Annotated in this window: 22 protein-coding genes, 1 tRNA gene and 1 pseudogene; 12 read left to right on the forward strand and 12 right to left on the reverse strand. The window is 60.8% G+C overall.

Translation table 11 applies throughout. The features are described from left to right. Window positions 1-56 precede the first annotated feature (56 nt). Window positions 57-347, reverse strand: coding sequence for a hypothetical protein (locus BAY15_RS10220; RefSeq protein ID WP_068852030.1), 291 nt, complete (start codon window positions 345-347; stop codon window positions 57-59). 326 nt (window positions 348-673) lie between these two features. On the opposite strand from BAY15_RS10220, the gene BAY15_RS10225 reads away from it, so the two are divergent. Further along, the gene (locus BAY15_RS10225) at window positions 674-1,168 is read left to right on the forward strand and encodes a hypothetical protein (RefSeq protein WP_068852033.1); all 495 of its coding nucleotides are present in this window, start codon (window positions 674-676) and stop codon (window positions 1,166-1,168) included. A gap of 99 nt (window positions 1,169-1,267) precedes the next feature. Here BAY15_RS10225 and BAY15_RS10230 read toward each other — a convergent pair. Both BAY15_RS10230 and BAY15_RS10235 read right to left on the reverse strand, forming a co-directional pair. Next, a pseudogene (locus tag BAY15_RS10230) lies at window positions 1,268-1,909 on the reverse strand (zinc-binding dehydrogenase); the annotation flags it as partial. Continuing rightward, window positions 1,797-3,071, reverse strand: a complete 1,275-nt coding sequence (locus BAY15_RS10235) for a hypothetical protein (RefSeq protein ID WP_157771724.1) — start codon at window positions 3,069-3,071, stop codon at window positions 1,797-1,799. The gene BAY15_RS10235 and the pseudogene BAY15_RS10230, both read right to left, overlap by 113 nt. Window positions 3,072-3,497: 426 nt before the next feature. On the opposite strand from BAY15_RS10235, the gene BAY15_RS10240 reads away from it, so the two are divergent. Beyond that, the gene (locus BAY15_RS10240; RefSeq protein WP_083214139.1) at window positions 3,498-3,908 is read left to right on the forward strand and encodes a YidH family protein; all 411 of its coding nucleotides are present in this window, start codon (window positions 3,498-3,500) and stop codon (window positions 3,906-3,908) included. A 52-nt stretch (window positions 3,909-3,960) separates the two neighbouring features. On the opposite strand, the gene BAY15_RS10245 is transcribed toward BAY15_RS10240, so the two are convergent. The 5 genes from BAY15_RS10245 to BAY15_RS10265 all read right to left on the reverse strand — a co-directional run bounded on the left by BAY15_RS10245 (window position 3,961) and on the right by BAY15_RS10265 (window position 8,736). Further along, window positions 3,961-5,568, reverse strand: coding sequence for an arylsulfatase (locus BAY15_RS10245; RefSeq protein WP_068852039.1), 1,608 nt, complete (start codon window positions 5,566-5,568; stop codon window positions 3,961-3,963). Between the two features lie 59 nt (window positions 5,569-5,627). Further along, window positions 5,628-6,455, reverse strand: a complete 828-nt coding sequence (locus BAY15_RS10250; RefSeq protein ID WP_068852042.1) for a hypothetical protein — start codon at window positions 6,453-6,455, stop codon at window positions 5,628-5,630. Between the two features lie 12 nt (window positions 6,456-6,467). Further along, window positions 6,468-7,265 (reverse strand): hypothetical protein, encoded by a 798-nt coding sequence (locus BAY15_RS10255; protein WP_068852045.1) that lies wholly within the window; start codon window positions 7,263-7,265, stop codon window positions 6,468-6,470. 157 nt (window positions 7,266-7,422) lie between these two features. Continuing rightward, window positions 7,423-8,292 (reverse strand): bile acid:sodium symporter family protein, encoded by an 870-nt coding sequence (locus BAY15_RS10260; RefSeq protein ID WP_083214140.1) that lies wholly within the window; start codon window positions 8,290-8,292, stop codon window positions 7,423-7,425. A 6-nt stretch (window positions 8,293-8,298) separates the two neighbouring features. After that, on the reverse strand, window positions 8,299-8,736 hold the full coding sequence (locus BAY15_RS10265) for a DUF1622 domain-containing protein (protein ID WP_208856094.1): 438 nt from the start codon (window positions 8,734-8,736) through the stop codon (window positions 8,299-8,301). A gap of 1,106 nt (window positions 8,737-9,842) precedes the next feature. On the opposite strand from BAY15_RS10265, the gene BAY15_RS10270 reads away from it, so the two are divergent. The 4 genes from BAY15_RS10270 (at window position 9,843) to BAY15_RS10285 (ending at window position 13,808) form a co-directional block, all read left to right on the forward strand. Then, complete coding sequence (locus tag BAY15_RS10270; RefSeq protein ID WP_068852051.1) at window positions 9,843-10,226, forward strand: hypothetical protein; 384 nt, start codon at window positions 9,843-9,845, stop codon at window positions 10,224-10,226. Window positions 10,227-10,510: 284 nt separating this feature from the next. Further along, window positions 10,511-12,001: a recombinase family protein gene (locus BAY15_RS10275; protein WP_068852054.1), complete on the forward strand. Its 1,491-nt coding sequence runs from the start codon at window positions 10,511-10,513 to the stop codon at window positions 11,999-12,001. Further along, window positions 11,998-12,915, forward strand: coding sequence for a ParB/RepB/Spo0J family partition protein (locus BAY15_RS10280; protein WP_083214141.1), 918 nt, complete (start codon window positions 11,998-12,000; stop codon window positions 12,913-12,915). Before BAY15_RS10275 ends, BAY15_RS10280 begins: the two co-directional genes overlap by 4 nt. Further along, window positions 12,912-13,808 (forward strand): plasmid partitioning protein RepB C-terminal domain-containing protein, encoded by an 897-nt coding sequence (locus tag BAY15_RS10285; protein WP_068852060.1) that lies wholly within the window; start codon window positions 12,912-12,914, stop codon window positions 13,806-13,808. The genes BAY15_RS10280 and BAY15_RS10285 overlap by 4 nt, the downstream gene beginning before the upstream one ends. A 372-nt stretch (window positions 13,809-14,180) precedes the next feature. Here BAY15_RS10285 and BAY15_RS10290 read toward each other — a convergent pair whose 3' ends face one another. From BAY15_RS10290 to BAY15_RS19185, 3 genes are all read right to left on the reverse strand, one after another. Next, the gene (locus BAY15_RS10290) at window positions 14,181-14,636 is read right to left on the reverse strand and encodes a BLUF domain-containing protein (RefSeq protein WP_068852063.1); all 456 of its coding nucleotides are present in this window, start codon (window positions 14,634-14,636) and stop codon (window positions 14,181-14,183) included. Window positions 14,637-14,939: 303 nt separating this feature from the next. Further along, window positions 14,940-16,481, reverse strand: a complete 1,542-nt coding sequence (locus tag BAY15_RS10295) for an arylsulfatase (RefSeq protein WP_208856095.1) — start codon at window positions 16,479-16,481, stop codon at window positions 14,940-14,942. 455 nt (window positions 16,482-16,936) lie between these two features. Next, window positions 16,937-17,326, reverse strand: a complete 390-nt coding sequence (locus BAY15_RS19185) for a hypothetical protein (RefSeq protein ID WP_157771725.1) — start codon at window positions 17,324-17,326, stop codon at window positions 16,937-16,939. Between the two features lie 283 nt (window positions 17,327-17,609). On the opposite strand from BAY15_RS19185, the gene BAY15_RS10300 reads away from it, so the two are divergent. The 3 genes from BAY15_RS10300 (at window position 17,610) to BAY15_RS10310 (ending at window position 18,658) form a co-directional block, all read left to right on the forward strand. Continuing rightward, complete coding sequence (locus BAY15_RS10300; RefSeq protein WP_068852069.1) at window positions 17,610-17,861, forward strand: hypothetical protein; 252 nt, start codon at window positions 17,610-17,612, stop codon at window positions 17,859-17,861. A gap of 51 nt (window positions 17,862-17,912) precedes the next feature. Continuing rightward, on the forward strand, window positions 17,913-18,464 hold the full coding sequence (locus BAY15_RS10305) for a 3'-5' exoribonuclease (RefSeq protein WP_068852072.1): 552 nt from the start codon (window positions 17,913-17,915) through the stop codon (window positions 18,462-18,464). A gap of 91 nt (window positions 18,465-18,555) precedes the next feature. Continuing rightward, window positions 18,556-18,658, forward strand: a tRNA-Ile gene (locus tag BAY15_RS10310). Between the two features lie 380 nt (window positions 18,659-19,038). Here BAY15_RS10310 and BAY15_RS10315 read toward each other — a convergent pair. After that, window positions 19,039-20,325, reverse strand: a complete 1,287-nt coding sequence (locus BAY15_RS10315; RefSeq protein WP_157771726.1) for a hypothetical protein — start codon at window positions 20,323-20,325, stop codon at window positions 19,039-19,041. A gap of 734 nt (window positions 20,326-21,059) precedes the next feature. Between BAY15_RS10315 and BAY15_RS10320 the strand changes: the two genes are divergently transcribed. The 3 genes from BAY15_RS10320 to BAY15_RS10330 are packed head-to-tail and all read left to right on the forward strand — an operon-like array spanning window position 21,060 to window position 24,546. Next, on the forward strand, window positions 21,060-21,743 hold the full coding sequence (locus tag BAY15_RS10320) for a hypothetical protein (protein WP_157771727.1): 684 nt from the start codon (window positions 21,060-21,062) through the stop codon (window positions 21,741-21,743). Further along, window positions 21,740-23,590 (forward strand): hypothetical protein, encoded by a 1,851-nt coding sequence (locus BAY15_RS10325; RefSeq protein WP_157771728.1) that lies wholly within the window; start codon window positions 21,740-21,742, stop codon window positions 23,588-23,590. Before BAY15_RS10320 ends, BAY15_RS10325 begins: the two co-directional genes overlap by 4 nt. Next, window positions 23,587-24,546 carry an ATP-binding protein gene (locus BAY15_RS10330; protein WP_157771729.1) on the forward strand — a complete coding sequence of 320 codons (960 nt, stop codon included), beginning with the start codon at window positions 23,587-23,589 and terminating at the stop codon, window positions 24,544-24,546. The genes BAY15_RS10325 and BAY15_RS10330 overlap by 4 nt, the downstream gene beginning before the upstream one ends. Window position 24,547 lies beyond the last annotated feature (1 nt).

The raw sequence follows: 24,547 nt of genomic DNA on the forward strand, positions 1-24,547 counted from the left end.
TGATCTCGTCCTTGCATTCCAGATTGTTTTCGCGACCAGCAATTGCCGGCGCCAGGTCACCGCGCCGCGCGTGCTGCGGTGCCGCTGAAGGTGGGCGACCGAACGGCGGCGGGTGCGTAGGCCATCTCGTCTGCAGCCGCGATGAGCTCCAGAAGATGTGCGGCAACGGGGCCAACTTCTTTCCTCACGCCGATGAAGTGGACCCATGAGCCCTCCACTTCCACTCGGGCTCCATCAAGCTCAGTAGACCGGCTGACCAGTACGCGAAGGTTCTGGATCCACGTCTCGCAGGGGACCGCGTCCAGCTGAACCGCGGTGGTGGCATCGCCCACGTAGAGATCCGCCATTTCCATCCGAGTCACGCGGGGAGTTGCCGCCCGTAACTGTCGGTAAGCACTCATAAGATCTTCCTAGTAGATATTTGATGACAAATATCCGCTTGGCGGAGGGCATGTCGCGTCACTGCGGCGTCAAGGGAACGTCAAACGACTGGGCCGGTTGCAGCGAGTTGCTGTTCATGGATGGATGGGCGGTACGCACGCCAGAAAATACACACCGCCGTGAGCGGCGGTCACCTATTATCTTCTATCGGGCTAACCTTGGATCCGCTACAGGGAGTCACGATGAAAAGTGATTGCAACCGAGTCTGGGACGTCAAAGGATCAACTCAGCCATGGACGTGACGGCTTGGCACGTCCTCTATCTCTTTTGGCTGGTTGCAGGGGCCATGGACTTTCTGCTTCACCGAGCCAGCAGCATCGAATCCACATCGGGACTGAAAGAGGCCACGCTGCACTTGGCGCAGATCGCGATCCTGGGGGCGGCAACGCTCCTGTGGCTCTCCTTTCGAGCATCTCAACCGCTTTTCGTGATCCTTCTGGGGCTGATGTGCCTGCATGCCATCACAGGCTATTGGGATACACGCGTGGCCTATCCCACCCGAGCCATTGGCCCCTTGGAGCAACACGTTCATAGCGTCCTGGACTTGGCCCCTTGGATCGCTATCGGCGCCTTTTACTGGTCCCTTCCTGATACGCACGCGGTAACTGGCTTGGTGTTTGAACCGGCTCCCATCGCCATGTGGCTGTTTGCCATCGTGCCGGCGCTACTTCTTACGGTGCTTCCCGCCCTCGTTGAGTTCCGACGCTGCCTTGCCTACCGCGCCTAGGCGAATCCGGCCCGCAACCCGGCGGTCAGGGAGACCTCGCCGGGTGGAGCTCAGAGATTGCTCGCAGCCGAGCGGGGCGCCGCCAGCCCGTCTCGTTTGTCAGGGGATAAGGATCACCTTGCGGCAGTCCTCCTCCTTACGGTCGAACAGTTCGTAGCCGCGGGCGGCTTCTTCGAGCGGAAGACGGTGGGTGATGATCACTCCAGGGTCGAGCGCGCCTTCCCCGATGTAGTCGAGCAGTTCGGGCATCAAACCCTGCACGTGGGTCTGGCCCATTTTGAAGGTCAGACCCTTGTCGAACGCATCGCCAAGCAGGAAGCCATGCAGATAGCCGGAATAGACGCCGGGAATGCTCACCGTGCCGCAGCGGCGGGTGGCGGCGATGCACTGGCGGATCGCAACCCCGCTGCTGCCTTCCACCTTCAGCGTGGTCAACGCCGACTCGAGCGCGCTGCCTTCGGCTTCGAAGCCGACTGCTTCGATGGACGCGTCCACGCCGCGCCCATTGGTCTGGGTGATGATGTATTGCGCAGGGTCCTCGATCTGACTGAAATCCACCGGGGTTACGCCGTAGGTCTGCGCGGCGAAGGCCAGCCGGTAGGCCAGATGATCGACCATGAAGATGGTCTCAGCGCCCAACAAGCGACAGCACGCTGCAGCCATCAGTCCGACCGGGCCGGCGCCGAAGATGGCCACAGTAGACCCCGGTTTGACGCCCGCATTGAGCGCGGCCTGATACCCGAAGCGTGCTCCCGGACTGAAGCTCGAAGGTGCTTGCGGCGATGCCGTTCAAGCCGAGATCACCGCCCGTGATGCCCGGAGTGCCCGAGCCAAATACGACGGCTCCAGAGTCGTTCCGGATGCCGACGGACCCTGCTCCGGTCGCAGTGATAGCACTGGTTCCATCGATGGTCAGGCTGGTGCCGTCATGCATCAGGGCACCGAAGCTGTTCGCGCCCGCTGAAACCGTCGTGTTCGTAAGGCGGCCGACAGCGCCCGTGGCCATGAAGAGGCCCCAGCTTCCGGTGCCGACGTTGAACTGGCTGTCGGTGGCGGTGAGGCGGGCCGGTGCGAGTGCGCCATTGCCCCACCACCCAACGCTGTCATTGCCGAGCGTGATCGAGCTGCGGAGGACATTTGATCGGGAGCCTGCGATGGCGCCTGTGTAGGACCCGGCGAAGTAGTTGTAGATGCCGAGCGAGTAGTTGCCTGCGGTAATCGTGCTGTCGGTCAGGTTCGACTCGGCCTCGCCCCCGACCAACGCTCCACGGGTCCGGCCAGTGCCAGCGATTCCATCGCCCAACGTGACGGTCAAGTTCGACGCATTGATCTGGCCCAGAGCACTTTGACCCGGCAGACCGCCCCCAGGTCCGGAGTTGGTGATCTGGAACACGGTGGCCAACGTGGTGGGCAGGTTGACCACCGTGCCGTTGGCGTTGACCACACCGCCTCCGAACGCCGTCAGCGCTGCGATGGTCATGGTCGGCGAGTAGGTGTTGGCGGGATTGAGGCCCACTACCGTGCCCGCCCCCAGGTTGAGCACGCCCCCCGTGGTCGCGATGGCGTTGGCCAGGGATTGGGGGGCCATGTAGATCGTGGTGTTGGTGAACGTGCCGGTTGCGACCGCATAGGCGCCATCCGGCCCACTGAACACGGTGATGGGGCTGAAGAAGCCCGCGCCGCCGGTCGGTATCTCGGCCACGATGTTGTAACCGTTGAATGTAGCCGTGGTGCCATACCCCACGCGGACCACGTCCCAGGTCGTCCCGGGGACCGTTGCATCGGGTAACGCGTGCGTGGCGCCGTCGCACAGTGATACCACGCGAGGGTTGGTCTGGATGCCTTGGCACCCAGACCCCTCCGACGGTGCGGTCAGCAGCGTCGTTCCCGACAGCGTGGGCAAGGGTTCCAACCCATGGTCCGGAGGCGGGGCCGCAGAGGTTACGTAGCTCATGAAGCAGGCGGATGCCAACGCGGTCAGCCGCAACGCCTCTCGAGAGCGCCCCCGGACATCCCCCGTCCCCTTTGCCATACCCATCGGCGTAGATGACATGTCGAGCTCCGCTTGGGAGCATCGAGTCTATTTTTGCCTGCTGCCACGTGCATCCGCACAACTGCCGGTTACTCGTCAGTATGTTTACTGAATTCCACAGCGAACCCTGATCACCCGCGGCGGCCGCATGTGAGCCTTCTCTCACAGGAGGCTTCCCTACCTTGAAGTGCTGCGCAGTAGTTTTACTGAGGTCGGATGCGCATTGACACGCATGCATTCAGGTCTGCCAGGACGAGACACTTGGGGCCCCCGGGTCACTACCATCATGGAGTTCCCATGAGCCATCTGCCTGCCCCGCCCGACGCCCCGCCTCCCTCCACGTTGGCCAACGACCTAGCACGTGGCCGCACCCATCTGGGCAACGAGCGCACCCACTTGGCGTACCTGCGCACAACGGTGTCGCTGATCGGCTTCGGGATCACTATCAACCGCTTCAGCACTTACCTGATCCAGAACGACCAAGCGCCCAAAGGCAACAGATTGATGCTGCACGACGCGAGCAACGCGGGTTTTGGCATGGTGTTGCTCGGGTTGGCGCTGCTTGTCTGGTCCCTTGTCCGCTATCAGCTGGTGACCAGGGATATCGAACGCGGCATCATCGATCCTAGGCATCGCGCGACAACGGTCTTTACGATGGGTCTGTTACTGCTGGGCGGGCTGACGGCGGTTTGGCTGTTCACCAGCTGAGGTCTGCCGCGCCGAGGGCGCCGGAGTCCCAGGACACCCGGCGCCGTTATTGTCAGTTACTGCTCCCGGCCGGGTTCTCCATCTTCCGCTGGGCCTCTTCCAACGCCTTCTTCATGCTCAGGGTATCGGCGCCCTGCGACGGAGGAAACTCCATGAGCGTCTTCAGGTGCGCGGCGATGAACGGGCCGGCAGCTGTGGGTGCCCACAACTTGGAGGCGAAGAACTTGCGCCCGATGTAGCCCCATTCCGGCGACTGTGGGTCCATTCGCTCCATGGGATCCATGCGCAGGTTGAAGATGTAGGGCACGGACGGGTAGTACTTTTCATCCCACCAGCTGCCCTCCCGCTTCACGCCGATGTGCATCTTCCAGTTGTCCACGCGCACCGCCATCAGGTCGGTTTCATCGTAGTAGAAGATTTCGCGCCGCGCCGACTTGGGCGATTCCCCGGTCCAGTGGGCCAGATTGTTGTACCCATCCAGATGCACCTTGTATTTGGTGCCATTCATGGTATGGCCCTTGATCAGCTTCTCCTTCAGATCGGGAAGCCCGGCGGCTGCGGCCAGCGTGGCGTAGACATCTTCGTGGTTCTGTGTTTCGTTGGAGACGCTGCCGGCGGCGATCCGGGCTGGCCACTTGACCAGGTGGGGTACGCGCACACCGCCTTCCCAGGTCGTCCCCTTTTCGCCACGGAACGGCGCGTAGCCGCCATCGGGCCAGAGCATCAACTCATTGCCGTTGTCGGTGCTGTAGATCACGATCGTGTTGTCTTCGATGCCGAGCTCCCGGAGTTTGTCCAGCAGCTGACCGACCTGCTCGTCATGCTCAAGCATCTTGGCCCGCACCACGTCTTCCTCCGCCCTGCCCTCGTCCACGGCTTTCTGTATCCACTTTTTCGGCGAGTGGGAATGAATATGGATGGCGGTTGTGTTGAACCAGCCGAAGAACGGCTTGTCACCCTTGCCCACCCGGTCCAGCCAGTCGAGGGTTACCTCGACCACTTCACTGTCGAAGGTTTCCATGCGCTTGCGCGTGAGCGGGCCGGTATCCTTGATCTTCTGCTTGCCTACCCGACCAAACTTCGGGTCGGTGGTGGCATCGTCCTTGTCCGAGGCCCAGGCGTGGAGCACGCCGCGGGGACCGAAGGTTTGTTTGTATTCGGGATTTTTTTGCCCAGGGTAGTCAAGCTCCTCGGGCTCCTCTTCCGCGTTCAGGTGATAGAGGTTGCCGAACCACTCGTCGAAGCCGTGGACGGTAGGCAGAAACTCGTTGCGGTCGCCCAGGTGGTTCTTGCCGAACTGGCCGGTCACGTAGCCGACCGACTTGAGCACTTCGGCCAGCGTCGGGTCGCTTTTCTGGATGCCACGGGTGGAGCCGGGAATGCCAATGGTGGTCATGCCGGTGCGGATCGGCAGTTGGCCCATGATGAAAGCCGCGCGCCCAGCCGTGCAACTGGGCTGGCCATAGTGATCGGTGAAGAGCATGCCTTCACTGGCAATGCTGTCGATGTTGGGGGTGCGCCCCATCATCCCGTGCGTGTAGGCGCCAACGTTCCACACCCCTATGTCATCGCCCCAGATGACCAGGATGTTGGGGAGCTTGTCAGTGCTACCGTTTTTTGCGGAGGACGGCTTCGTAGCTTTTTCTGCTGTCTTGACCATGATCTACTCCTTTCCAGTTGAGACGGATCAAACGGACTGCTGCCCACGGGGGCCTTTCGTCAGCGGGGATAGAGCAACGTGACAGTGAAGCGGATGCCCCAGTCCGGCCCGCCCCGCGGCCCCTCCAGGTAGGCCCGAACTCCACCCTGGTAGCTGATCATCTGGCTACCAAGCTTGCTGACCTTCGAGTACTGGACGTTGAGCGGCACGTTCCACTGCCTCGCTTTCCAGTCGTAGGTGGACTCGATGTTGAAGGCCAGGGTGCGGCCGCCCGAGAACGCCTTGGCGAGGAACGGCTGGACGAACGTGTTGCTGATGTCGCGCCGGCGGGAGCCGCTGCCGGCGATGTCCGAGATATGATTCACCAGCGCGCCGTAGGTCCAGCTCGCGTCCTGCTTGAGCAGGACGAAGGTCGGACCAGCACCCCAGGTGTCGGCGCCAAGATCGTCGGTGCCTGTGGGCAGGAGCAGTGCCGGACCGATGCCCCAGACGATGCCGGAGGGGCCGGTTTCCTTCGGCGAGAAGAAGAAGCTCTGGGTGAGGTCACCAAGGCCCGCCTGGTCAGTACCCGAAATCACGTTTTTCTGGTAAACCACCGGCAGAATGGTGCGGGAGATGACGTTCCACTCCGGGGAGACCGAGAACGGTGCGACAGGCTGGATGTTCAGCGTATGACGATAGCCATCGTTGGAATAGCCGTCGTCGTAGTTGTACTGAAGCGGGACGCTGATGAGCGCTGCCACAGGATTTGACAGCTTCTTCGCCAGGGCATCGGCGTCCTGCGCCCACGCCGGCTGGGACAGCCCTGCCAGGGCTGGAAAGATGACCGATGCACCGAGCAACGGTCGAAGGCGCAGAGCGCGAGCAGCGCTGGATGAGAGCGGCATGGCGGACACTTGTCAGGGGGTGGGCAGACCCACGGAGCGCTGGAGATCGAGCATGGGGTCCTGTGGCACGTTGATGCCGCCGGTACTTGGCAGATCCAGATCCAGGACCAATCCCACGGCCAACGAGAACAGCAGGAGCAACAAGGTTGTCGACGTCCGCTGGCGGGCGCGCTCATAACCAAGCAAGCCGGCGGCAAATACTGCGAACAGGAACAACATCCGCAGGATCCGGTGTGGAATGTGATCCTGGCGGGCCGCGAACCGTTCCCCGGCCAGATCGATGGATTCGTTGGTGGTGGTGACCATCAGGCTTGCGCGCGGCGTATCCCGAAATGAGGCGGTGGCCGCCATCACAGCGGCCCATAGCTCCGTCTGCAGCGCGGTGGTGCGTGCGTACTCATCCACCTCCTGCTGCGCGGTCTTTGCCTTCGCAAAATCCACGCGTGCGTCGATGTATCGGCGCAGCACGGCGCGTACCTGCACGGCGTCGGGCATCTCCAGCAGGTCCGCCCGCAGCCAGGTGGTTCCTAGCGCGTTGGCCTCATGCAGAACCAGCGACCTGCGCTCGTCGTAGCGGCCAAGTGCGAGCGAAAAAGTGAAGCCGATAAGCAGCGCCAGCAGACCCAGCACGGTGTTGGTCGAGAACGAGTCGCCTTCATCGGCACCGGTTGTTACAGCCTTCCGTGATCTCCGCAGGCTCTGTCGAGAGCGCAGGAAGGCCCCCAGCTCGCGGGCGGCCAGCAACGCCGTGAAGAAGATCAAGGTGAGCAGCCACAGCGGGATGAAGGATGAGCTGCCTGGCAGATGCATGTTCCATCACCAACGGGGTACGCGGGGGTGAGTTCAAGGATGACCGACGGGTGCAGAAGCTGCTTCGGTACTTCTACCGATCCTTGCCCAGTGATTGATGCATGCAGGCGCCGGTACCGACCGCCTCCTGACAGTGCCAGCCTGGCGACCTTCACCCTTAAGCGCTGCGTCCCGAGGCGGGCGATTCCATACGGCGACGCCACTTGATGTAAGGGATGGCCAGCAAGGTCACCATCAGCAGGTACAGCACGATCGTGGCGGCCAGGAACGGCTCGTCAGGAAAATTGGTCTTGGCAATAGCCAGCGCAATCGCGGGATGGCGACTGGCCGTGGACAGGGCCAGCACGGTCTGGCGCTGCGCTACCGCCCCGGCCAGCAGCTGCCCCACGGCCAGGCCGATCATGATGAATGCCACGATGGCCAGCAGGGTGCCGCTGTGCAGCAGGTTGACCACGATCGGCACCGCAGCGAACAGGACGGGCGCCGCGGCGGCCAGCAGCGGCACCAGCGATGCCAGCTCGATGGGCCGGGCCAACTTCCTGGCAAGCGCCGGCGCCACGATCCGGACCAGCATGCCCGCCAGCAGCGGCAGCACGATCATCACGAGGATGATCCTGGCAATCGACGTCGGCGGCATGCCGAAATCGCGGTCGAAGTACGCCCCGAGCATCCACGCCAGCAGCGGCACCAGCAGGATCGCCAGCATGCCCATGACCACCATCAAGCCCAACGCATAGGCGCCCTCGCCACCGGCTTTGCTTTCTTTTTTGGGGAGCAGCGGCGGAATCGGCGCCAATGCCAGAACCACCAGCGCGATCTCCGTTGCACGGGGCAGCGCGAATACGTCCACCATCGCGATGGCTACCAGCGGCATGATGATGAAGATGGCGAGCACCGAGCGCAGCAGCAGACCGGGGTGGCGCACCAGGAACAGCGCATCCGAAACGGCTGCCTGCAGGCCGTACGAAAATACCGTGCCGAGGATGCTCGCCTGCAGGCAATGCAGGATCAGCGTCTGGGTGTTCATGGACCGCTACTCCTCATTGGCTGGCAGTACCCGCTCGGGTGGTCGCTTCCAGGGCCAGAACCCCTCCACTTCCAGCACCACGGACCAGCTCAGGAAGGTGCGGATGATGACCAGCAGTCCGAGCGACAGAATCGCATTCAGGGTGCTGTCCAACGCCACCGTACGGACGATGTCGGCGGCCACCAGAATTTCCAGGCCCAGCAGCAGTGCGCGGCCCAGTCGACGCCGGTAGCGCTCATAGCTGTCCGCCCGGTCCTTGTGCTGCACGGCCAGTGCCAGCAGGTAAACCACCGTCGAGACCAGGATGGTGGCGACAATCAGGCCGATCGCCACCAGCTCGATGCCAAGCGCAGACCATTCAACCCATTGTATGGCGTCTTCTTGACTGGGCATGACGCACTGTCCGACGCTGGAGCCTGCATCAAGAATCGCGGCAGCGCGCATCCGCAACCAGCGTTTTACTACCGGGCACTGCTCAGTAAATCTACCTGCATGGCACCCCTGCTGGCCGCCCACGTCGCTCAGTTACCGATGCCGTTACCCTCTACGGCACGCTGGCCGGGCACGTGGCGCCGCCACTGGCATTGCAGCTGCCGCAGGTCAAGCATGCCCCAGAAGATCTGGCCAGTACCGAATGGGTAACATCGCCCCCCACGATGCTGGCCGCACAGAGCGCTAGCTGGGAATAGAGGTCGAAGATGCGCTTGAGATGGCAAAGCAGCCGAAAGCCTAGCGAGCACGAAACCTGAAGCGGACCTCTGCCCTACCCCTGATAACGAACCATAATCACCTGCTCGAACCGCACGGCTGCTCTCGGCCAGAGGTACTCATCGGATCCAGCTATGAGATCCTGCGACGAAATAAGTCTCCAGCAGGCTTCCTGGCCCGTTTTCCGGCACGTTTTCTAAGTATCAGGGACGCGGCTGCGCAAATGCTTCCGTCGGCCCCTGGAAATGAGGTCCACCACCACGAGCGCCCTTGCCCTAGGTCGACCCGGCACGCACCAAAGCCCCCAGAGACCATCCCGAAGGTTCCATTCTTGGCCTTCGAGCGTACAGTCCCGATCCGGCTCAATCTGCCCGGCCCGACAAATTGCGTCTGCCATTGCCTCTTGTGGGGTTTCGAACCATCTATACCCCAGAGCGCAAATCGCGACCGGCTGGTCTCCGATGCCCGGATACGCAGGCAGGAGGTCCGTCAGCTTTTGGGTAGCATCTCTCAAGGCCTGCCTGCGGAATTCAGGATCCAGCTGCCAGCGTTGAAGAACTTCCCTCTCTAAGCATTGCATGCTTCCATCCCAACTGTACAAGTGGTGGATGGATGGCTCCCCCGAGACTGAGGGAAAATCTGCTCCCATCAACGTTAAAGTGGCGCGAGGGCCGATCAGGGACTATGGCAACGGATTGCATAGGCTACTGGTGAGGGCTTTGTTGTTGAGGTGAACATCAACTCCAATTGCTCCGGGGTCCTTAACCGAGTTTGCACCAGGAGGTCCAACGGAGCGCTGCGCAATGCTCCATGTCTGCTTTCGGCCATAAGCGGACACAGAAATGAACCTAGAGGCGCGCGCGGAGAACAGTTCGGTCGCCGCGCGGGAAGTTGACCTCGGACCGAAGGCTTCCGCCTTCGTGCGCTACGCTGGGTGGGATACATTGGCCCGCAAGGAGGGCATCATGGAACTTATCGAGGACCCGACGTTCTTGAGCCTTTTCGCACAAGTCCAAGTGATGGACGCGGTTCTGATGGCGTCGCTTAAGTCACATCCTCGCCCGGCCGAGCTGCTGGAGCACATTGAGCAGAACATTGCTCTCGTTCGTTCGGTGAGCGCGCTACGGGCTGCAGACGGTCCGATTGGCAAACTCGCGGATGAGACGATGGCACCTCAGGCGGACGGCTGGCTTAGCTACGCTCGCAACGTGCTGACCGAGGATTGAAGGCTTTTGCCGGGTGCAGATGCCTCGAAGGCTCATCGCGCAATGTCATAGGCGCCCTCTTCAGCGCGAGTTGCCAGTTCTCGGCCCGAATTCAGTTCTAGGCTCACGAAGATGAACTGCTTCAGACCCAAAGTCCGACCGTCACGTGATGGTCAAGGCATCGGCCTAGCGTCAAGTGGATCTATCGGCCTGACTGAGACGTTTCTGTGTCCCTGGAACAGAACACGGAAGTGAGCAAACCACAGAACGGGGCCAGAGGCCTTCGCGCGGCGCAGTACGTGCGCATGTCGACCGAGCACCAACGCTACTCGACTGAGAACCAATCTTCGGCCATCGCCGAATACGCGAAGGCGCACGGCATTGAAATCGTTCGGACCTACGAAGACGCTGGCAAGAGCGGCCTAACCCTGAAGGGCAGGCCCGGCCTGCAACGGCTACTGGACGATGTCCAAGGACCCGGCCGCGATTTTGAACTCGTCTTGGTCTACGACGTGAGCCGCTGGGGGAGGTTTCCTGATCCGGATGAAGCAGCGAGCTACGTCCACGCATGCAAAAAGCGGGGCGTAGCGATCGTCTACTGCGCCGAGCCCTTCCAGAACGACGGCTCCCTGCCCTCTGCCATCATGATCGGCCTCAAGCGGGGCATGGCGGCCGAATACAGCCGAGAGCTTTCGGTGAAAGTGTTCCGCGGTGCCTGCACGATAGTCCATCACGGGTATCGCCAGGGCGGGACAGCCGGCTACGGCCTAAGGCGCCAACTGCTGGACGAACAGCGCCAGCCCAAAGGACTTTTGGCCCGGGGTCAGCATAAGAGCATCCAAACCGACCGGGTCATCCTTGTGCCGGGGCCCCTGGAAGAGCTCTCTGTCGTCCGCCGCATATACGACCTGTTCCTCAGAGGCAATCCGGAGCGTGTCATTGCGGCCATCCTCAACCGGGAGAACGTTGCAACGGAAACCGGAAGGCCTTGGTCCCGTGGCGTCGTTCACCAGATCCTGACTAACGAAAAATACATCGGCAACAACGTCTACAACCGGACTTCTTTCAAGCTAAAAGCCCAACATGTGAAGAACCCACCAGAGGAATGGGTGCGGAAAGCTGACGCCTTCCCAGCCCTCGTTCCGATCGAGACGTTTTTCCAGGTCCGGGAGATCATCGCCCAGCGCTCCTCGCACTACGAAGACGACCAGCTCTTAGGGATGCTTCGGCAGCTACTGGCTAAGCACGGCGCACTGTCTGGGTTGATGATCGACGAAGAGGAAGCCCTCCCGTCTAGCTCGGCATTCCGCTCCCGCTTCGGCAGCCTTTTGCGCGCCTACAGATTGGTTGGCTATACGCCCGCCCGAGACTACGCCTACTTAGAGATCAATCGTGCTCTGCGGAAGATGCACCCAACTATAGTTGAGAACATGAGCCGGCAGATCGAAGCGGCTGGCGGGCACGTGCAGCCCCATGGCAATACAGGCCTGCTGCTGGTCAACGGCGAGTTCACCGCATCACTCGTAGTCGCTCCATGCAAGCCAACCCCGGCAGGCTCAATGCGCTGGCGGATGAGGTTCGAGAACGGCCTCCAGCCCGACGTAACCCTCGTCACCCGACTGTGCGCTGACAACCGAGTCCCTTACGACTATTACGTCTTCCCTTCCCTGGATTTTAGTCAGTCAGATCAGCCGAGGCTGGACAACAACGGGCTGTGGCTGGACCTGTATCGCACGGACGATCTCCACAACTTTTATCACCTGGCCGGCCGAGCGCCGCTGAAGGAGAGCGCATGAAGAACTCCCCTCCGTCCAATCACTCGACTTCATCGGAAGTTGTGATGTTGGCAATCGACGATATCGCAATCGCGAATCCGCGCGCCCGCAACGATCGTGCACATAAGGCTATCGTTCGGAGCATCGAGCAGATTGGCCTTAAGCGGCCGATCACCGTCCGCCGCAGGCCAGAGAGCCCAAACGGCCAACCCTACGCGCTGGTTTGCGGTCAGGGGCGCATGGAAGCCTGCCGACTTCTAGGGCATCGGCAAATCGCGGCCTTCGTCATCGATGTGGATGAAAGCACCGCGCACGTCATGAGCATCGTGGAAAATGTAGCCCGGAGGACTCCCCGCGCCGCGGAAACCTTAGAGCATGTGCGCCTCCTCCGGGAGCGTGGTTACTCGGATTCCCAGGTCGCTGAGAAGTTGGGATGCTCACCATCCTGGGTCAACAATGTGACCACGCTCCTGCAGAAGGGAGAGAAGCGCCTGCTCGCTGCTGCCGAAGCCGGGCACATACCGATTCACTTGGCTGTAGGCATCGCTCGAGCGACCGATGTTGAGACACAGCAGCTTCTTCAAGACGCCTATGAAAAAGGCGACCTCCGAGGGAAGCAAATTTTCCGCATTCGCCAGATCTTAGAGCATCGGAACCGGAGCGGTAAGCAGGCCAAGAATGACTTTGTGAAGGGTGCTCCGCGTAAGCCCATGGGTCGCGAGGAGCTTGCCAAGCTCTACAAGCGAGACGTGGAAGCCCACCAACGCATCCAGATGAAGTCCGAGTATGTGCAGCAATCGCTGCTCGTTGCCAGGCAAGTGTTTAAGGAGCTGTATGCCGACGAGGAGTTCGTCGCGCTTCTTCAGGCGCAGAAGTTAACGACGGTGCCCCGCCCTCTCGCGGACCTCGTCCCTGCAAAGGGAGCCCGCCGATGAGCGCCAAGGGGACAGGGTTGCGATTAGCGTTCGAGAAGAACTGCGTCGACGTGGACCTTTCGTTGCTCAGGGCGGCCATCGCGCTACCTGGCGGTGCCAAGGCCTCCGTGAAGTATCGTCAAATCGTAAAGTCCATCGAGACCATCGGCATTGTTGAGCCAATCATCGTCACCACGGACCGTGACCAGCCCGGCCGCTTTCTTGTCCTGGATGGCCATATGCGGCTTGAGGCACTCAGAGATCTAGGGGTAACGAAGGCACTGTGCCTCATCTCCACGGACGACGAGGGCTACACCTACAACAAGCGGGTCAATAGCCTATCGGTGATCCAGGCGCACAAGATGATCCTGAAGGCCGCCGAGGGCGGGGTGTCGGTTGCCCAGCTCGCCGAGGCGTTGGACCTGTCAGTCAACACCATCCGGGCCAAGTTCAGGCTCCTCGACGGCATCTGCCCTGAAGCCATTGTCCTGTTGGCGGAGAAGCCGGCAACCTCAGGGATGTTCAACGTGCTTCGACAAATGAAGCCGATGCGGCAGATCGATGTGGCGCAAACCATGGTGAATCTCAACACCTACTCGACTCGACTGGCAGTGGCCCTCCTGCGCAACAGCTCCCCAGACCAGCTGGTTCCGGAAGCCGCCCAAAGAAAGACAGATGCCACACCAAGTGAGGCACTGAAGCGCCTGGAACAAGAGCTGGCCGCATTGCAGGCAGATACCGAGACGCTACAGGAGGGATTTGGCCCGGCAAGCCTCCAACTGGAAATAATCAAAACCCACGTCGGAAGCTCCTTGCTTAACAACCCGGCGGTTGTTAGGTGGCTGGCCAAGCGACGCCCCGACCACCTTCAGCAGTTACAAAAGCTCTCTGAAATCAAAAATTTGCCAGGATAGAGGCTCAGTTTCGGGTCGTTCTGGGTCGCTCTGGGCCTCCTGGCTCGGGCTGTTGAAGGCAGCCGTCCCGGCGCTTGCGAGCGGCGCACATGAGGTTATGGTCGGGGGGGCCATCCGACATTGCTGTGCCAGCGGATACTTGGACCCGATTTTTCGCTGCCCTTGCGGATGAGATGCTGCGATCGTTCAGCCGCGCTGAAACCAAGGGGTGCACGACAAGTGGGTGCATGCCGCGCTCATCCAAGCGATGGGTGCACAGGTCGACAAACCACCCTCTTCCGTTATTGCGCTGGGAGAGCCCGACCATTTGTGCCCCGTCGCAGCACAAGCTCTCATGCATCCCCTGAGACGGTGGGGCTGCGGAGCGCCATCTCAAACAGGATCGCCGAAATCAGGTATTTCAATCCCCAGAAAGGGATCAATCAGTTGGGTGAGGCGCTCTATGCCGGCGCGTACTTGGAACACATCAACTTCCTTCCGATGGGCCAAGCCCCGCCAATCGCTGACGATGGCAAGCCTGATATCTTCGGGCTCAACCAGGAGCCAACGCAGGGGCCAGGATGGGAACCGCCTCTGCCTCCCCGTGCTGCGTCCCAGCTCCACCATTCTGGTATGGCTTCGGGCGTTAGTGATTCGCCTGTAGTTTTGCTTTACCGCCGTTTCGGGACCCTCAAGGTACTGCAGGAACCGGTTTCCGTCGGTCAGCAGGACTCCGGTGACGTCCATGATCAGGTTATGCACCATGGCATCCCGGGCGAGGTGATCCACCTTGTCAAGAGTGAGGTCGGGTACGACTTGGCTCCAATAGGCAATGGCGTGTAGAGGCATCCTGCTCCCCGTTAGCTGTCCGAGGTCCAAACAATACCACTGCGCGCAACAACCACCTTACAGCCGGCACTTCGCTGAGCCCTGCTAGTGGCAAACACACGCACTGATGCGCTCGTAGGATGAAATGCATAGCCGCGGATCCAACGCGGCGACCTGCCACGCCCACCGTCCGCTTTCGGCCAATAGCGGACTAAGTGCACGCTCAGACGTCATCTTCGCCCCTTTGACCCATAGGCTGGGCCGCTGCACGCTGCTACATCCAGCGTTGCGAGTAAGCACATTGGGGCCGCCGTTGCGGAACCATCAGTTCTTTCTGCCCCCTTCTTCTAACGCTTGCAGGGCCTTATCCACGCTGAGCGATCCGGACACCTGGCTGGGCGGATAGTCCTTGAAGGTGGCTAGAAACGCACCGACGACGCCCGTGGCGGGCATCATCACCCACAGCTTTTCGCCCCACCACTGGCCGTAGGACGTGGACTCGGTCTGGTAGCGCTCCCACGGATCAACCCGCAGGTTAGTTACCAGTGGCACGTTGGTTGAATCTTCCTTGCCACTGAACAGGTTGCCTACGATGGTCTTGAAGGTGATCTTCCACTGGTTGTAACGCACCGCCATCAGATCGGCGTTGTCGCTGAAGTAGAAGAATTCGCGACGCGGGCTCTGCGATACCGTTCCCTCAAAGAAAGGCTTGAAGTTGTAACCGTCAAGATGGTTCCTGAAGGTCGTAGTGCCTGCTTGGTAGCCCTTAAGCAATTTTTCCTTGAGTTCCGGCTCGCCAGCGGCCGCTACCAGCGTCGGCATCCAGTCTTCGGCAGACATGATCTCGTTGATGATGACCCCGGGGGGGATCACGCCGGGCCAGCGCGCCAGCATCGGCACGCGGAAGCCGCCCTCGTACACGGTGCCCTTTTCGCCCCGGAAGGGATGATTGCCTCCGTCGGGCCAGCTGAAGATCTCGGCACCGTTGTCGCTGGTGAACAGCACCACCGTGTTGTCGGCGACGCCTAGCGCGTCCAGTTTGGCCAGTAATTCCCCCACGATCCAGTCAAGTTCGGCCATGGCGTCCGCAAACAGGCCGAACCCGGTCTTCCCGTCCCATTCCTTGGACAGATGCGTCCAGGAATGGCACCGCGTGGAGTTATGCCAGAGGAAGAACGGCTGGCCCGCGCTGACGGAGCGCTCGATGAATTCGCAGGACCGCTTGACCAGGTCAGCGTCGATATCCTCCATGCTCACTTGGGCAGCCGCATCCATGCCTGGATGCGGTGGCAGGGGTCCTGCATCGCTGATCTTCTGCCTACCGATTCGCCCCCAGCGCGGATCTTCGGTGGCGTCGTCCTCTTCGGCCGCTACGCTGTGAATGATGTTGCGGGGCCCGAACTTCTCGCGGAAGCTGGCCTCCTTCGGATACTCCGGATCATAGGGCTCCTCCATCGCGTTGAGGTGGTAGAGAATTCCGTGGAACTCATCGAAACCGTGCACCGTGGGCAGGTATTCATTGCGATCACCGAGATGGTTCTTGCCGATCTGCGCCGTCGCATAGCCCAACGGCTTGAGGATCTCAGCAATGGTAGGATCGGTAGCCTGCAGCCCCTGCTTGGCGGCAGGCAGGCCCACTTTGAGCAAGCCGGTACGGAAGGGTGTCTGCCCGGTGATGAAGGCTGCGCGTCCGGCTGTGCAGGACTGTTGCCCATAGTAATCAGTGAACAGCGCACCTTCACCGGCCAATCTGTCGATGTTCGGCGTATTACCGCCCATCATGCCTCGATGATAAGCACTGACGTTCCAGATGCCGACATCATCGGCCATGATCATGACGATGTTCGGCTTGGTGGTGGTATCCATCGAGCAGCTCCGTTGACTCGGCAAAACGCCGGCCATTGGATGGATTCTGGATGCTGCCAGCGCTCACTACCGCCGAATTTCTACGTGGCATGACTCGGTAATACTACTGAGGCCAGCGCGTCCGTACCGATACCCGTCCTTTCAGGCGAGCCCTGATCGGCACTGCCGAGTGGGTCTCGGTGGATATCAGCTCCAACGGAGGAGGCCCACCTTCCTTTCTCTGTGCGGTTTCTGCCAAAGCCCTACCGGTTTGAGCAGTTGGCGGCCGCTAGCTAAAAACAGGTGCAGTGCGCTTCGGTATTTGCCCCCTACCGCCAACGGTCAGTTATGGTCAACATGTCCGCTTCCGGCCAGAAGCGGACCATCGGATAGCAGCAGCTGATTCAAAGTCGCCTGGGCGATTCAGCTGATCGCCGCAGGCTGCAGGCGCGCATCCGGGCCGTTGCCACCCCCTTCTACCGAAGCCGGCGAGAGTAGTCCCCGGCGAAATCCATCTGGACGTTCTCGTCACTATCAAATTCAAAGCGTACATCGATGCTTGATTTAGGTCCTCGCCCGACTTCCTCAAGCGCCTGCAGAGCAGCCCCCTCTATTTCGGAAACAAGTCCAGACTCATGCGCGCTAGCAACTTCTGTGTTTGACTGGAAGAAGACGAATACGCCAAAGCTATTGGTTGCACGTGAGTACAGTGAAAACACCTGGCGGATCCCTCGCGATCCGAACTCGTTCATGATATTTCTCCGAACATCAGCTAGCCCCTGATCGTCCTTCCTCATTGCCGCTTTTGCGCGAGCAAAATCTTCTTGAGAAGGAACATTATTCCGACTCATCGCACGGCCTCCCATGCACATTCATTCAACTGTCTATATTCATAGCACAGATCGTCAAGGTGCTTTACCTCGCGACCGAAGAAGTGTCTGCGATTGTCCTTGAGCGAGTTTCCCAGGTTGTGGTCGCTCCCTGCCAGCCGACTTCGGTGTCCACTTCCGGCCATTAGCGGACATCCTATCCGCGACCGCCACGACTCGCCCTACCCTCGATAACCATCCCTAATCCCGTGGCACGCAAAGCCGGAGGCGTGACCTCCTGTGCCACGATCGAACTGAAGGGCCCAGTGAAGGAAGAGCAATGACGGACGCGAAAAACAAAGCGTGGAAAAGAGCGGGCGATGACCTGCTCCGGATGATCCAGGAAGCACTCGCCCTGCTAGGCAAAACCGCCAGTACGAATGAAGGGGCCGACCGGATACGCAGGCTGGATCTGGAGTGGCCTGCAGAAGACGAGTTCTTCGTCTTGCGTACATGGCTGGGGCGCTGTGAGGTGGTTCACGCGCTCGATCAGCGACAGGTGCCCTCCTCGTCTAGGAGAAATGCGTTCTGACCAAGACCGCCCTACCCTGGGGGGCCTTGAAAGCTATGGCATCATTCATCCATGGCTACCGCGTACTACTTTTTGGACACCGAATGGGCCGATGTGACGGGCAGCGAGCTGGTGAGTCTGGCGCTAGTGAACGAGGATGGAGATCGTCATTTCTACGCCGAGCGAGCCATCCTGCCCGACGCCCCCACCGATTTCGTTCGTCAAAGCGTCTACCCGCTGCTCGACCGCGGCGGCGTAGCCTTGCCTGATGCCGCCCTGACCACCAAGCTGCGCGCCTTCCTGAACGAGACCGACGCGCCAGCGGTGATCGCGGATTTCCCGAACGACCTTCAGCTGCTGCGGTATGCCTTGGATGGGTTTGACTTGCCTGATGACCAAGTCGCTGCATGCGGGCCCCGGCCGGCCCCGGTCATGACACGCATGTCGAAGGAAGGCCTTCCGGGACTGCTGGTCGAGGATTGGTTCGCAGCCCATCCGGAACATAGGGCCAGACGCCATCATGCCCTGGTGGACGCGCAGGCCTTGCGGATGGCTTGGCTAGTATCGACCGACCGCGTCCCAGCTCCCGCGTGGGCCCACTCCTACCGTCGCGCCCGGGGATAGTAGCTTGGTGTCGATCCCGGTATGCTTGCCCTATGACCCGCCTGAGCCCGCTCGACCCTCGAATACCGGCGTGATCGCTTCGATCGATCACGCCCCTGTTGCTCATGTTGGTCAGAGCGCCGGCCTTATACCCCGGTGAGAGCACGCGCCAGATAAGCGCGTACACGTCGGTTCGATTCCGACCAGGGGCACCACTCGGACGGAAGCCTCAGGTCTCTGGGTGCAGCGATCGAGGCTATGCGGCTTTACAGCTGTAACGATAGCTGTGATTGCTGCCTGGGACTGAAGCCTGATCCCGCCGTTAAGGAATTGGAGGGGATCTGTTCCCGCCGCCGCCGCTGGTATTGCATGCGCCAAGAAGCAGTTTGGGGATAGCATCGACTTACAACTGATTGCGACCCCTCTCCATAAAATGCTGCGGTGGTGATTTCGTTCTGACTCAGGACATCACCGCGTCCTCGATCTTGCGCCGCCCGGGCGGATCCAACAAGCTGCTTTCACTTTCGAGTTGCGTTGCGAGACATGACACGGATCACTTGGACGTTTCCCGATGGTTGGAGTTGAGCCGTCTGCCTCATTCGCTCACCACTGGGATAACGTCAAAGATGGATTTGTTACCGAACACAATCCACTCCGATTCCGAAATCGGTGGCCGGCACCGTTGGGCATAGAGCGCAGCGGGCATTACTAACGGATCCAGTCGAGACGTTGCCGCATCTTCGGGATCCATTATTAGCACTTCGATCGCACGAGAACGATGTTGGGCGATGTGTTCGCGGTGAGCTGCCAGCCATTCATATAATGGATCGGCGTCGCGGTAGTCGACGTTGCGGTAGCTCGAGAAACCATCGTAGTGAACGCAACACGCACGAATCAGAACCTTTCGACGCCAACGACGTTCGCTGCGGCCCTTCTTAAGCTGTCCCGGCGGCGTGTGTGGCTTCGTCTTGGCAAGCTTTGCGAGACGATCGTGCTCCTGCAACAACTCCTCCTCCGCCCGCGTGATCGCTGCTTGACTAGGCTGAAAACGTGGCGCCCAGTCCACAATCCGGGTTTCGAGCAAAAACCGCCATGTATCAGATGCTTCGTTGTGATAACGGTAGTGCCGTGGCCACTCAGAACCCAACGCATAGAGCAAGCTTCGGAACATCGCTGCCTGGCTTCGATGCCCCACGTCTTGAGCTTCGCGATAGAGCAGTAGCAACAGCAGCAGGCCATCCAAGGACATAAAGCGACTGAAATGCAGATCCAAGGTGGACTTGGAGTCCCATTCCCTTTCGTCTGGAATCAGACCCAACTCAATGGCATGCAGCTCGTCCCCTGGCTCGATCCGCAGGATCCGGTGGAGCTTGAGCTGCTGGGTCAGCCAGGAATCGCGCTCGGGGAAGCAGGGCGCGCGGTATGCCAAGTGGTCCCATACCGGGTGCATATAGGCGCGCTGTGTGGCCTTGAAACCTCTTTGGCCTGCTACGTGCTCACGTAGCCAACGAGGGGGCGTGTAGCCGTCCAGCAGGACGGTTTCGAATCGACGGCCTTGGGACTGGCCCCGCATCAGCCGGTGGCGGGGCGTGTGTCGGTCCAGCACATGGACACTGTCTACCTGGGCGGCGGCAAGAACCTCGGCCAGCCAATGCCATGCCCGGACACGGTCGGCGGGCTCGCCAAAGCTTCCTTGGAGTCGTCCGGCAGGAATAGAGCGTAATTCCCAATAGTGGCGGCAGGTGGCGGGCCCATCATGTGCTTGTATGGCCGCACCTGTCCACTGGAGGGCACTGGTGACCGCATCCGTCCCGTCCCCAGCCTCAAGCGACTCACAAAAAGAGTGGGCGACAAGCCTGCTTGCGGTGCATGGCGAGCTCATGGACGGTCAGGCCCTGGCCGCCCTGTTTAAATTTGGTAGCGACCGCTCCTTTCGGCGGAGCGCCAGCAAAGGGGCGTTGCCGGTGAGCGTATTTCGCGTTCCAGGCCGCCGCGGTTGGTTTGCGCGCACACGCGATGTGGGCCTTTGGCTGGCGTCGGTCTCCGCTGCAGGCTCGCCTGACGATTGCCAAGCCTAATGTCCATGCCTTTCCCCAGCCATGCCAAGAGGAGGATTGTGTAGTCCCACCCTGCCCTAAGCGGAAACGGAAAACCCCCGGGTGCGAACCGGGGGCTTTGGGTGCCACTAAGACTGCTCTAACGGTCTGAAGGCTACCCCCGTTCTTCGCCGACGTCTACCCCTTCCTCACTGGAAGCCGGGTACGGGCGAACTTGTCCACAACGGAGCCTTCCTATGACAGCTATCCCACTTGCCCCGGTCGCCTCGCGCCCGGAAGAATCCCGTTTTCTGGTCCTGCGTGTACCCGCTGGCGTCCGCCGGCCTAACTCTCCCCACTTTGCAATCGAATCGATTGGGGTGGGGGGAGTACCTGATCTTGCCCCCATCACGTCCCATCGCTGGCCATCGTTTGAGGGACTCGCCCTGCTGGAGCGGCGTTTGGGCGCGCTCACCTCGTTGTTCGTCAACAACCTCACGACCCCTGCCGCCATGAAGTGTCGACTGCCACCCCGCGTGGTCGCGGCCGCCCTCCCCACCCCGTCAGAACGGAGCCATGCATGAACCGCCGCACGGTGGGAGATACGGCGCCTTACGCTGCCCGCGAACTGACCCGTTCGCAGTTGCAGCGCCAAGACATCTATCTATATGAGTCGCCCAAACTGGGGCGCCGTGTGACGGTCGTGCGGCCGACGGCCTTGGCGCTAGCCTTGGAGTTTGAGTTCTCGCCCGAGATCGAAGCCTACGTAGAGCGACCGAGGATACTGCGAGTCGACGGTACCGGGCAGGAGCTTTCGTTCTGGACCCGCACGCACCGTGGTCTGGAACAGTTCCATCTGCTCACGGCTTATCCGGAAGGCCATACCGGCCCAGCGCGGGCGGCCGCGCGCAAGCGCGATGCCATCGTCGCTGCCGCCTGCGACGCGCAGGTCGCCTTGCGCCTGGTCCCGGAGACGCAATTCCTGCGACGGGCGGTCGAGAACGCGAACCGGATTCGGCTGCTGCCCTATGTGCAAACGGCGCGCGAGCTAGCCCAGGCTGACGAATTGCGTGAGCGCATACTCGCACTGTTCCAGCTCCAAAATCGCCACTCGTTCTATCACCTTGAACGAACGTTTGCCGAGTACGACGTTCGCGACGTTCGCGCCATCACCTGCAGTCTCATCCACAGCGGGCAATTGAGGATCAACTGGACGGTGAAGCTGCATATCCACGCGGTCGTGGAGTCGGCGGTGCGCTCATGAACATCTTTCCCCCTACTGAAGAAGAGCTGGACGAGTGGGACGAACCTGAATTGAATGGGCGGACGCCGCAAATCATTGCTGCCTATAACAAGCGCAAGGCGGCGTTACGCTCGGTAGTGCGTGGTAACAGCATGCTGGCGGCAGCAAAGGCGAACGGCGTTCAGCGCAACACCCTCATCAAGATGGTCGACACGTGCGCAGCTATGGCGCCTGACGGAAAGCCATGGGGCTGGCGGGTGTGCTTGCCCCATCGCGTGCGGGTGCCGTCAGCAAAGCAAACGCCACCGGTGCCCGCAAAGTCAGGCCCCGGAGCCTTCGGACGGTTGCTACGTGCCCTGCCGGGTGTTGCCCCAATGCTAGCGGATTTCCACAAGCCATTGCCGACACGGGAGCGCAGGTCGACAGCATTCGAGCGCCTGTTCGAGAAATTTCTCGCTGCGGTACGGAAGCACACTCTAGGGGTGGGCTATCCCTTCAATGCGGGCGACAAGGGACGTCGCGCGTTGTTGGAGCATCTGAAGCGAATACGGCAGGATCTTCCTCAAAGTGAATGCGAAGAGGAATACACTGACGTCACGCAAGCCAAGCAGCTCAAGGAGGTGTTTGACTTCGGGGTGATGGAGCGGCTCGAATTCGACGCTCACCGCATGGATGCGGACTTTTGCCTGGAAGTGGAAGATGGTTCCGGTAAGACCGTCCTACGCGAGATCAGCTATGTGTGGCTGTTGCTTATCATCGATGCGGCATCGCGGTTGGTGCTGGGTTGGTCGCTGGTCGTGGGCCGTGGATACTCCCAGATCGATGTGCTTCGGCTCTTCAACCGCGCCTTGACTCCGTGGGTCCCGCGTGACTTGCTGGCACCTGAAATGAAATACGTCCCGGAGTCGGGCGTGGGTACCGTAGTGGCCACGGGCCGGCTGCTGCGAGGTGTGCTGTCGGCGATCGATAACGCGATGGCGCACCACGCCAAGCTCACCACGACCAACGCCACGCGCCACATGCGCGGCGTACTGCACCTAGGTCCGGCGCACGTTCCGGAAACGCGTGGTGTCCTGGAGGCTCTGTTCCGGCAAATGGAAAACGGCGCGATCCGTCATCTGCCGGGTGGTTTCGAGCCGGCGCGCGGTGCCGATACCCCCAAGCGGGCGACCACCGCCGATTCGGCCGAGCAGCATCCGCTGAATCCGGTTGCGTTGCACGATCTCATGGACGTTGTGATCGCCGGCTACAACGCGACTCCGCTGACGGCATTGGGGGAGCAGTCGGCCCTAGCGGTCGTGCGCCGATTTGTAAGTGGTGGCGGCTGGACATTCGAGTCTTCTCGCACTCCCGCCGATGCGAGCAATCTGGCCCTGCTGCGGCTGACGGTCACCATTAAGGGCAATCGCAAGGAAGGCCGCCAGCCGTACGTGAACTATAGGCGTGCGCGTTATCGGGCGTTCGGTCTCCGTGATCGATGGGATTGGGTCGGCCAGGAGGTTCAAGCCGTGATCTCCATGGAAGACCTCCGCTACATCACGCTTCTGACCGTCAAAGGAGATGTGCTCGTCCGCCTCACGGCACTGCCGCCATGGAGTCGTACACGCCACGACTTCGACATGCGCAAGTTGATCATCCGGTGGAGCAATCGGGGCTTGTTCTCGATCGTGGGTGTGGACGATGCGATCTCGGCGTACCGCACCTTTGTACGTACGCATGCGCATCAGCTGCCCGCTGCAGTCGACCAGTTGGCCAAGCATTCCTCCTGCACGCCTCTCGCCCCCACGAGCCAGACGCAGGCCCCGGTGGTGTTCGCCCCCCGCGGTGGCCGCGTTAGCTTCGACCATTCCAAGGATCCGACCAAATGAACATGCATCCGCTTCTACAACGCCTGCGCGCGCCGTTTGCAACCCGTCCCATCGAGCGAATGGCCGATGCCATCGTCAGTGCGGTCGAAGCCGAGTATCGCGGCATCGTCATCTATGGCTTAGCGAGGTTTGGAAAGTCTTGGGCTGTGAAGTACCTGTGCGGCGATGCATCGTGGATTCAAACTCCCTTCTTCTCCTCCCGCGTCAATGTTCCGAAGAGCCACAAGCGCACGGACGGCGCCTTCTTCAGCTTGTGGCTTGAGCGGTTTTCGCTGTCCTTACCCCAGCGCACGACGCCGCTGGATCGGATGGCACGCCTTCGCAACTTCCTGATCGCCAAATGCAACGAACATGGCACCGATCTGGCAGTGATCTTCCTTGACGAGGCGCAGCGTCTGTTCCCGGACGATTACGAGCACCTTGTGACGCTGGATAACGAAATGACTGACGCAGGCTACATGCTGTTCGTCGTCCTGGTCGTGCAAAGTGACTTTAGCGGAACGCCGATGGAGAAGATCTACGATGGAAATCCGCCACCGCATGTACGAGGCCGTTTCCTGATTCGCAAACATGAGTTCGGTGGACTGGATGGCATTGAAGAAATTAATCACGCGCTGGGCCGCATGGATGACCATACCGAGTGGCCGCTAGGGTCCGGACGCAGCTACTCGCACCACTTTGCGCAGGACGCTTTTGAGAGCGGCTGGCGGTTTCGCCAACACGCCGCCCAGTTGCATCAGCGCGCCGAGAAGCTCCGACTGCAGTCCGGATTGCCCGGCATCTGGACGTGGGCGATGAAGAGCTTTGAGGTGTGCATCAACTTTCTGTTGACGACTATCGCCGCGCGACGCGCCGACTTCAGCGGATTCACCGATGCGGACATCGATGCTGCCCTAGAGGCATCGGGCTTCATTGAGCTCGAACGCTCTCGCGGCACCGGTCTGGTGGAGGACTAAC

This window comes from Stenotrophomonas rhizophila, assembly GCF_001704155.1.
Taxonomy (GTDB): Bacteria; Pseudomonadota; Gammaproteobacteria; order Xanthomonadales; family Xanthomonadaceae; genus Stenotrophomonas; species Stenotrophomonas rhizophila_A.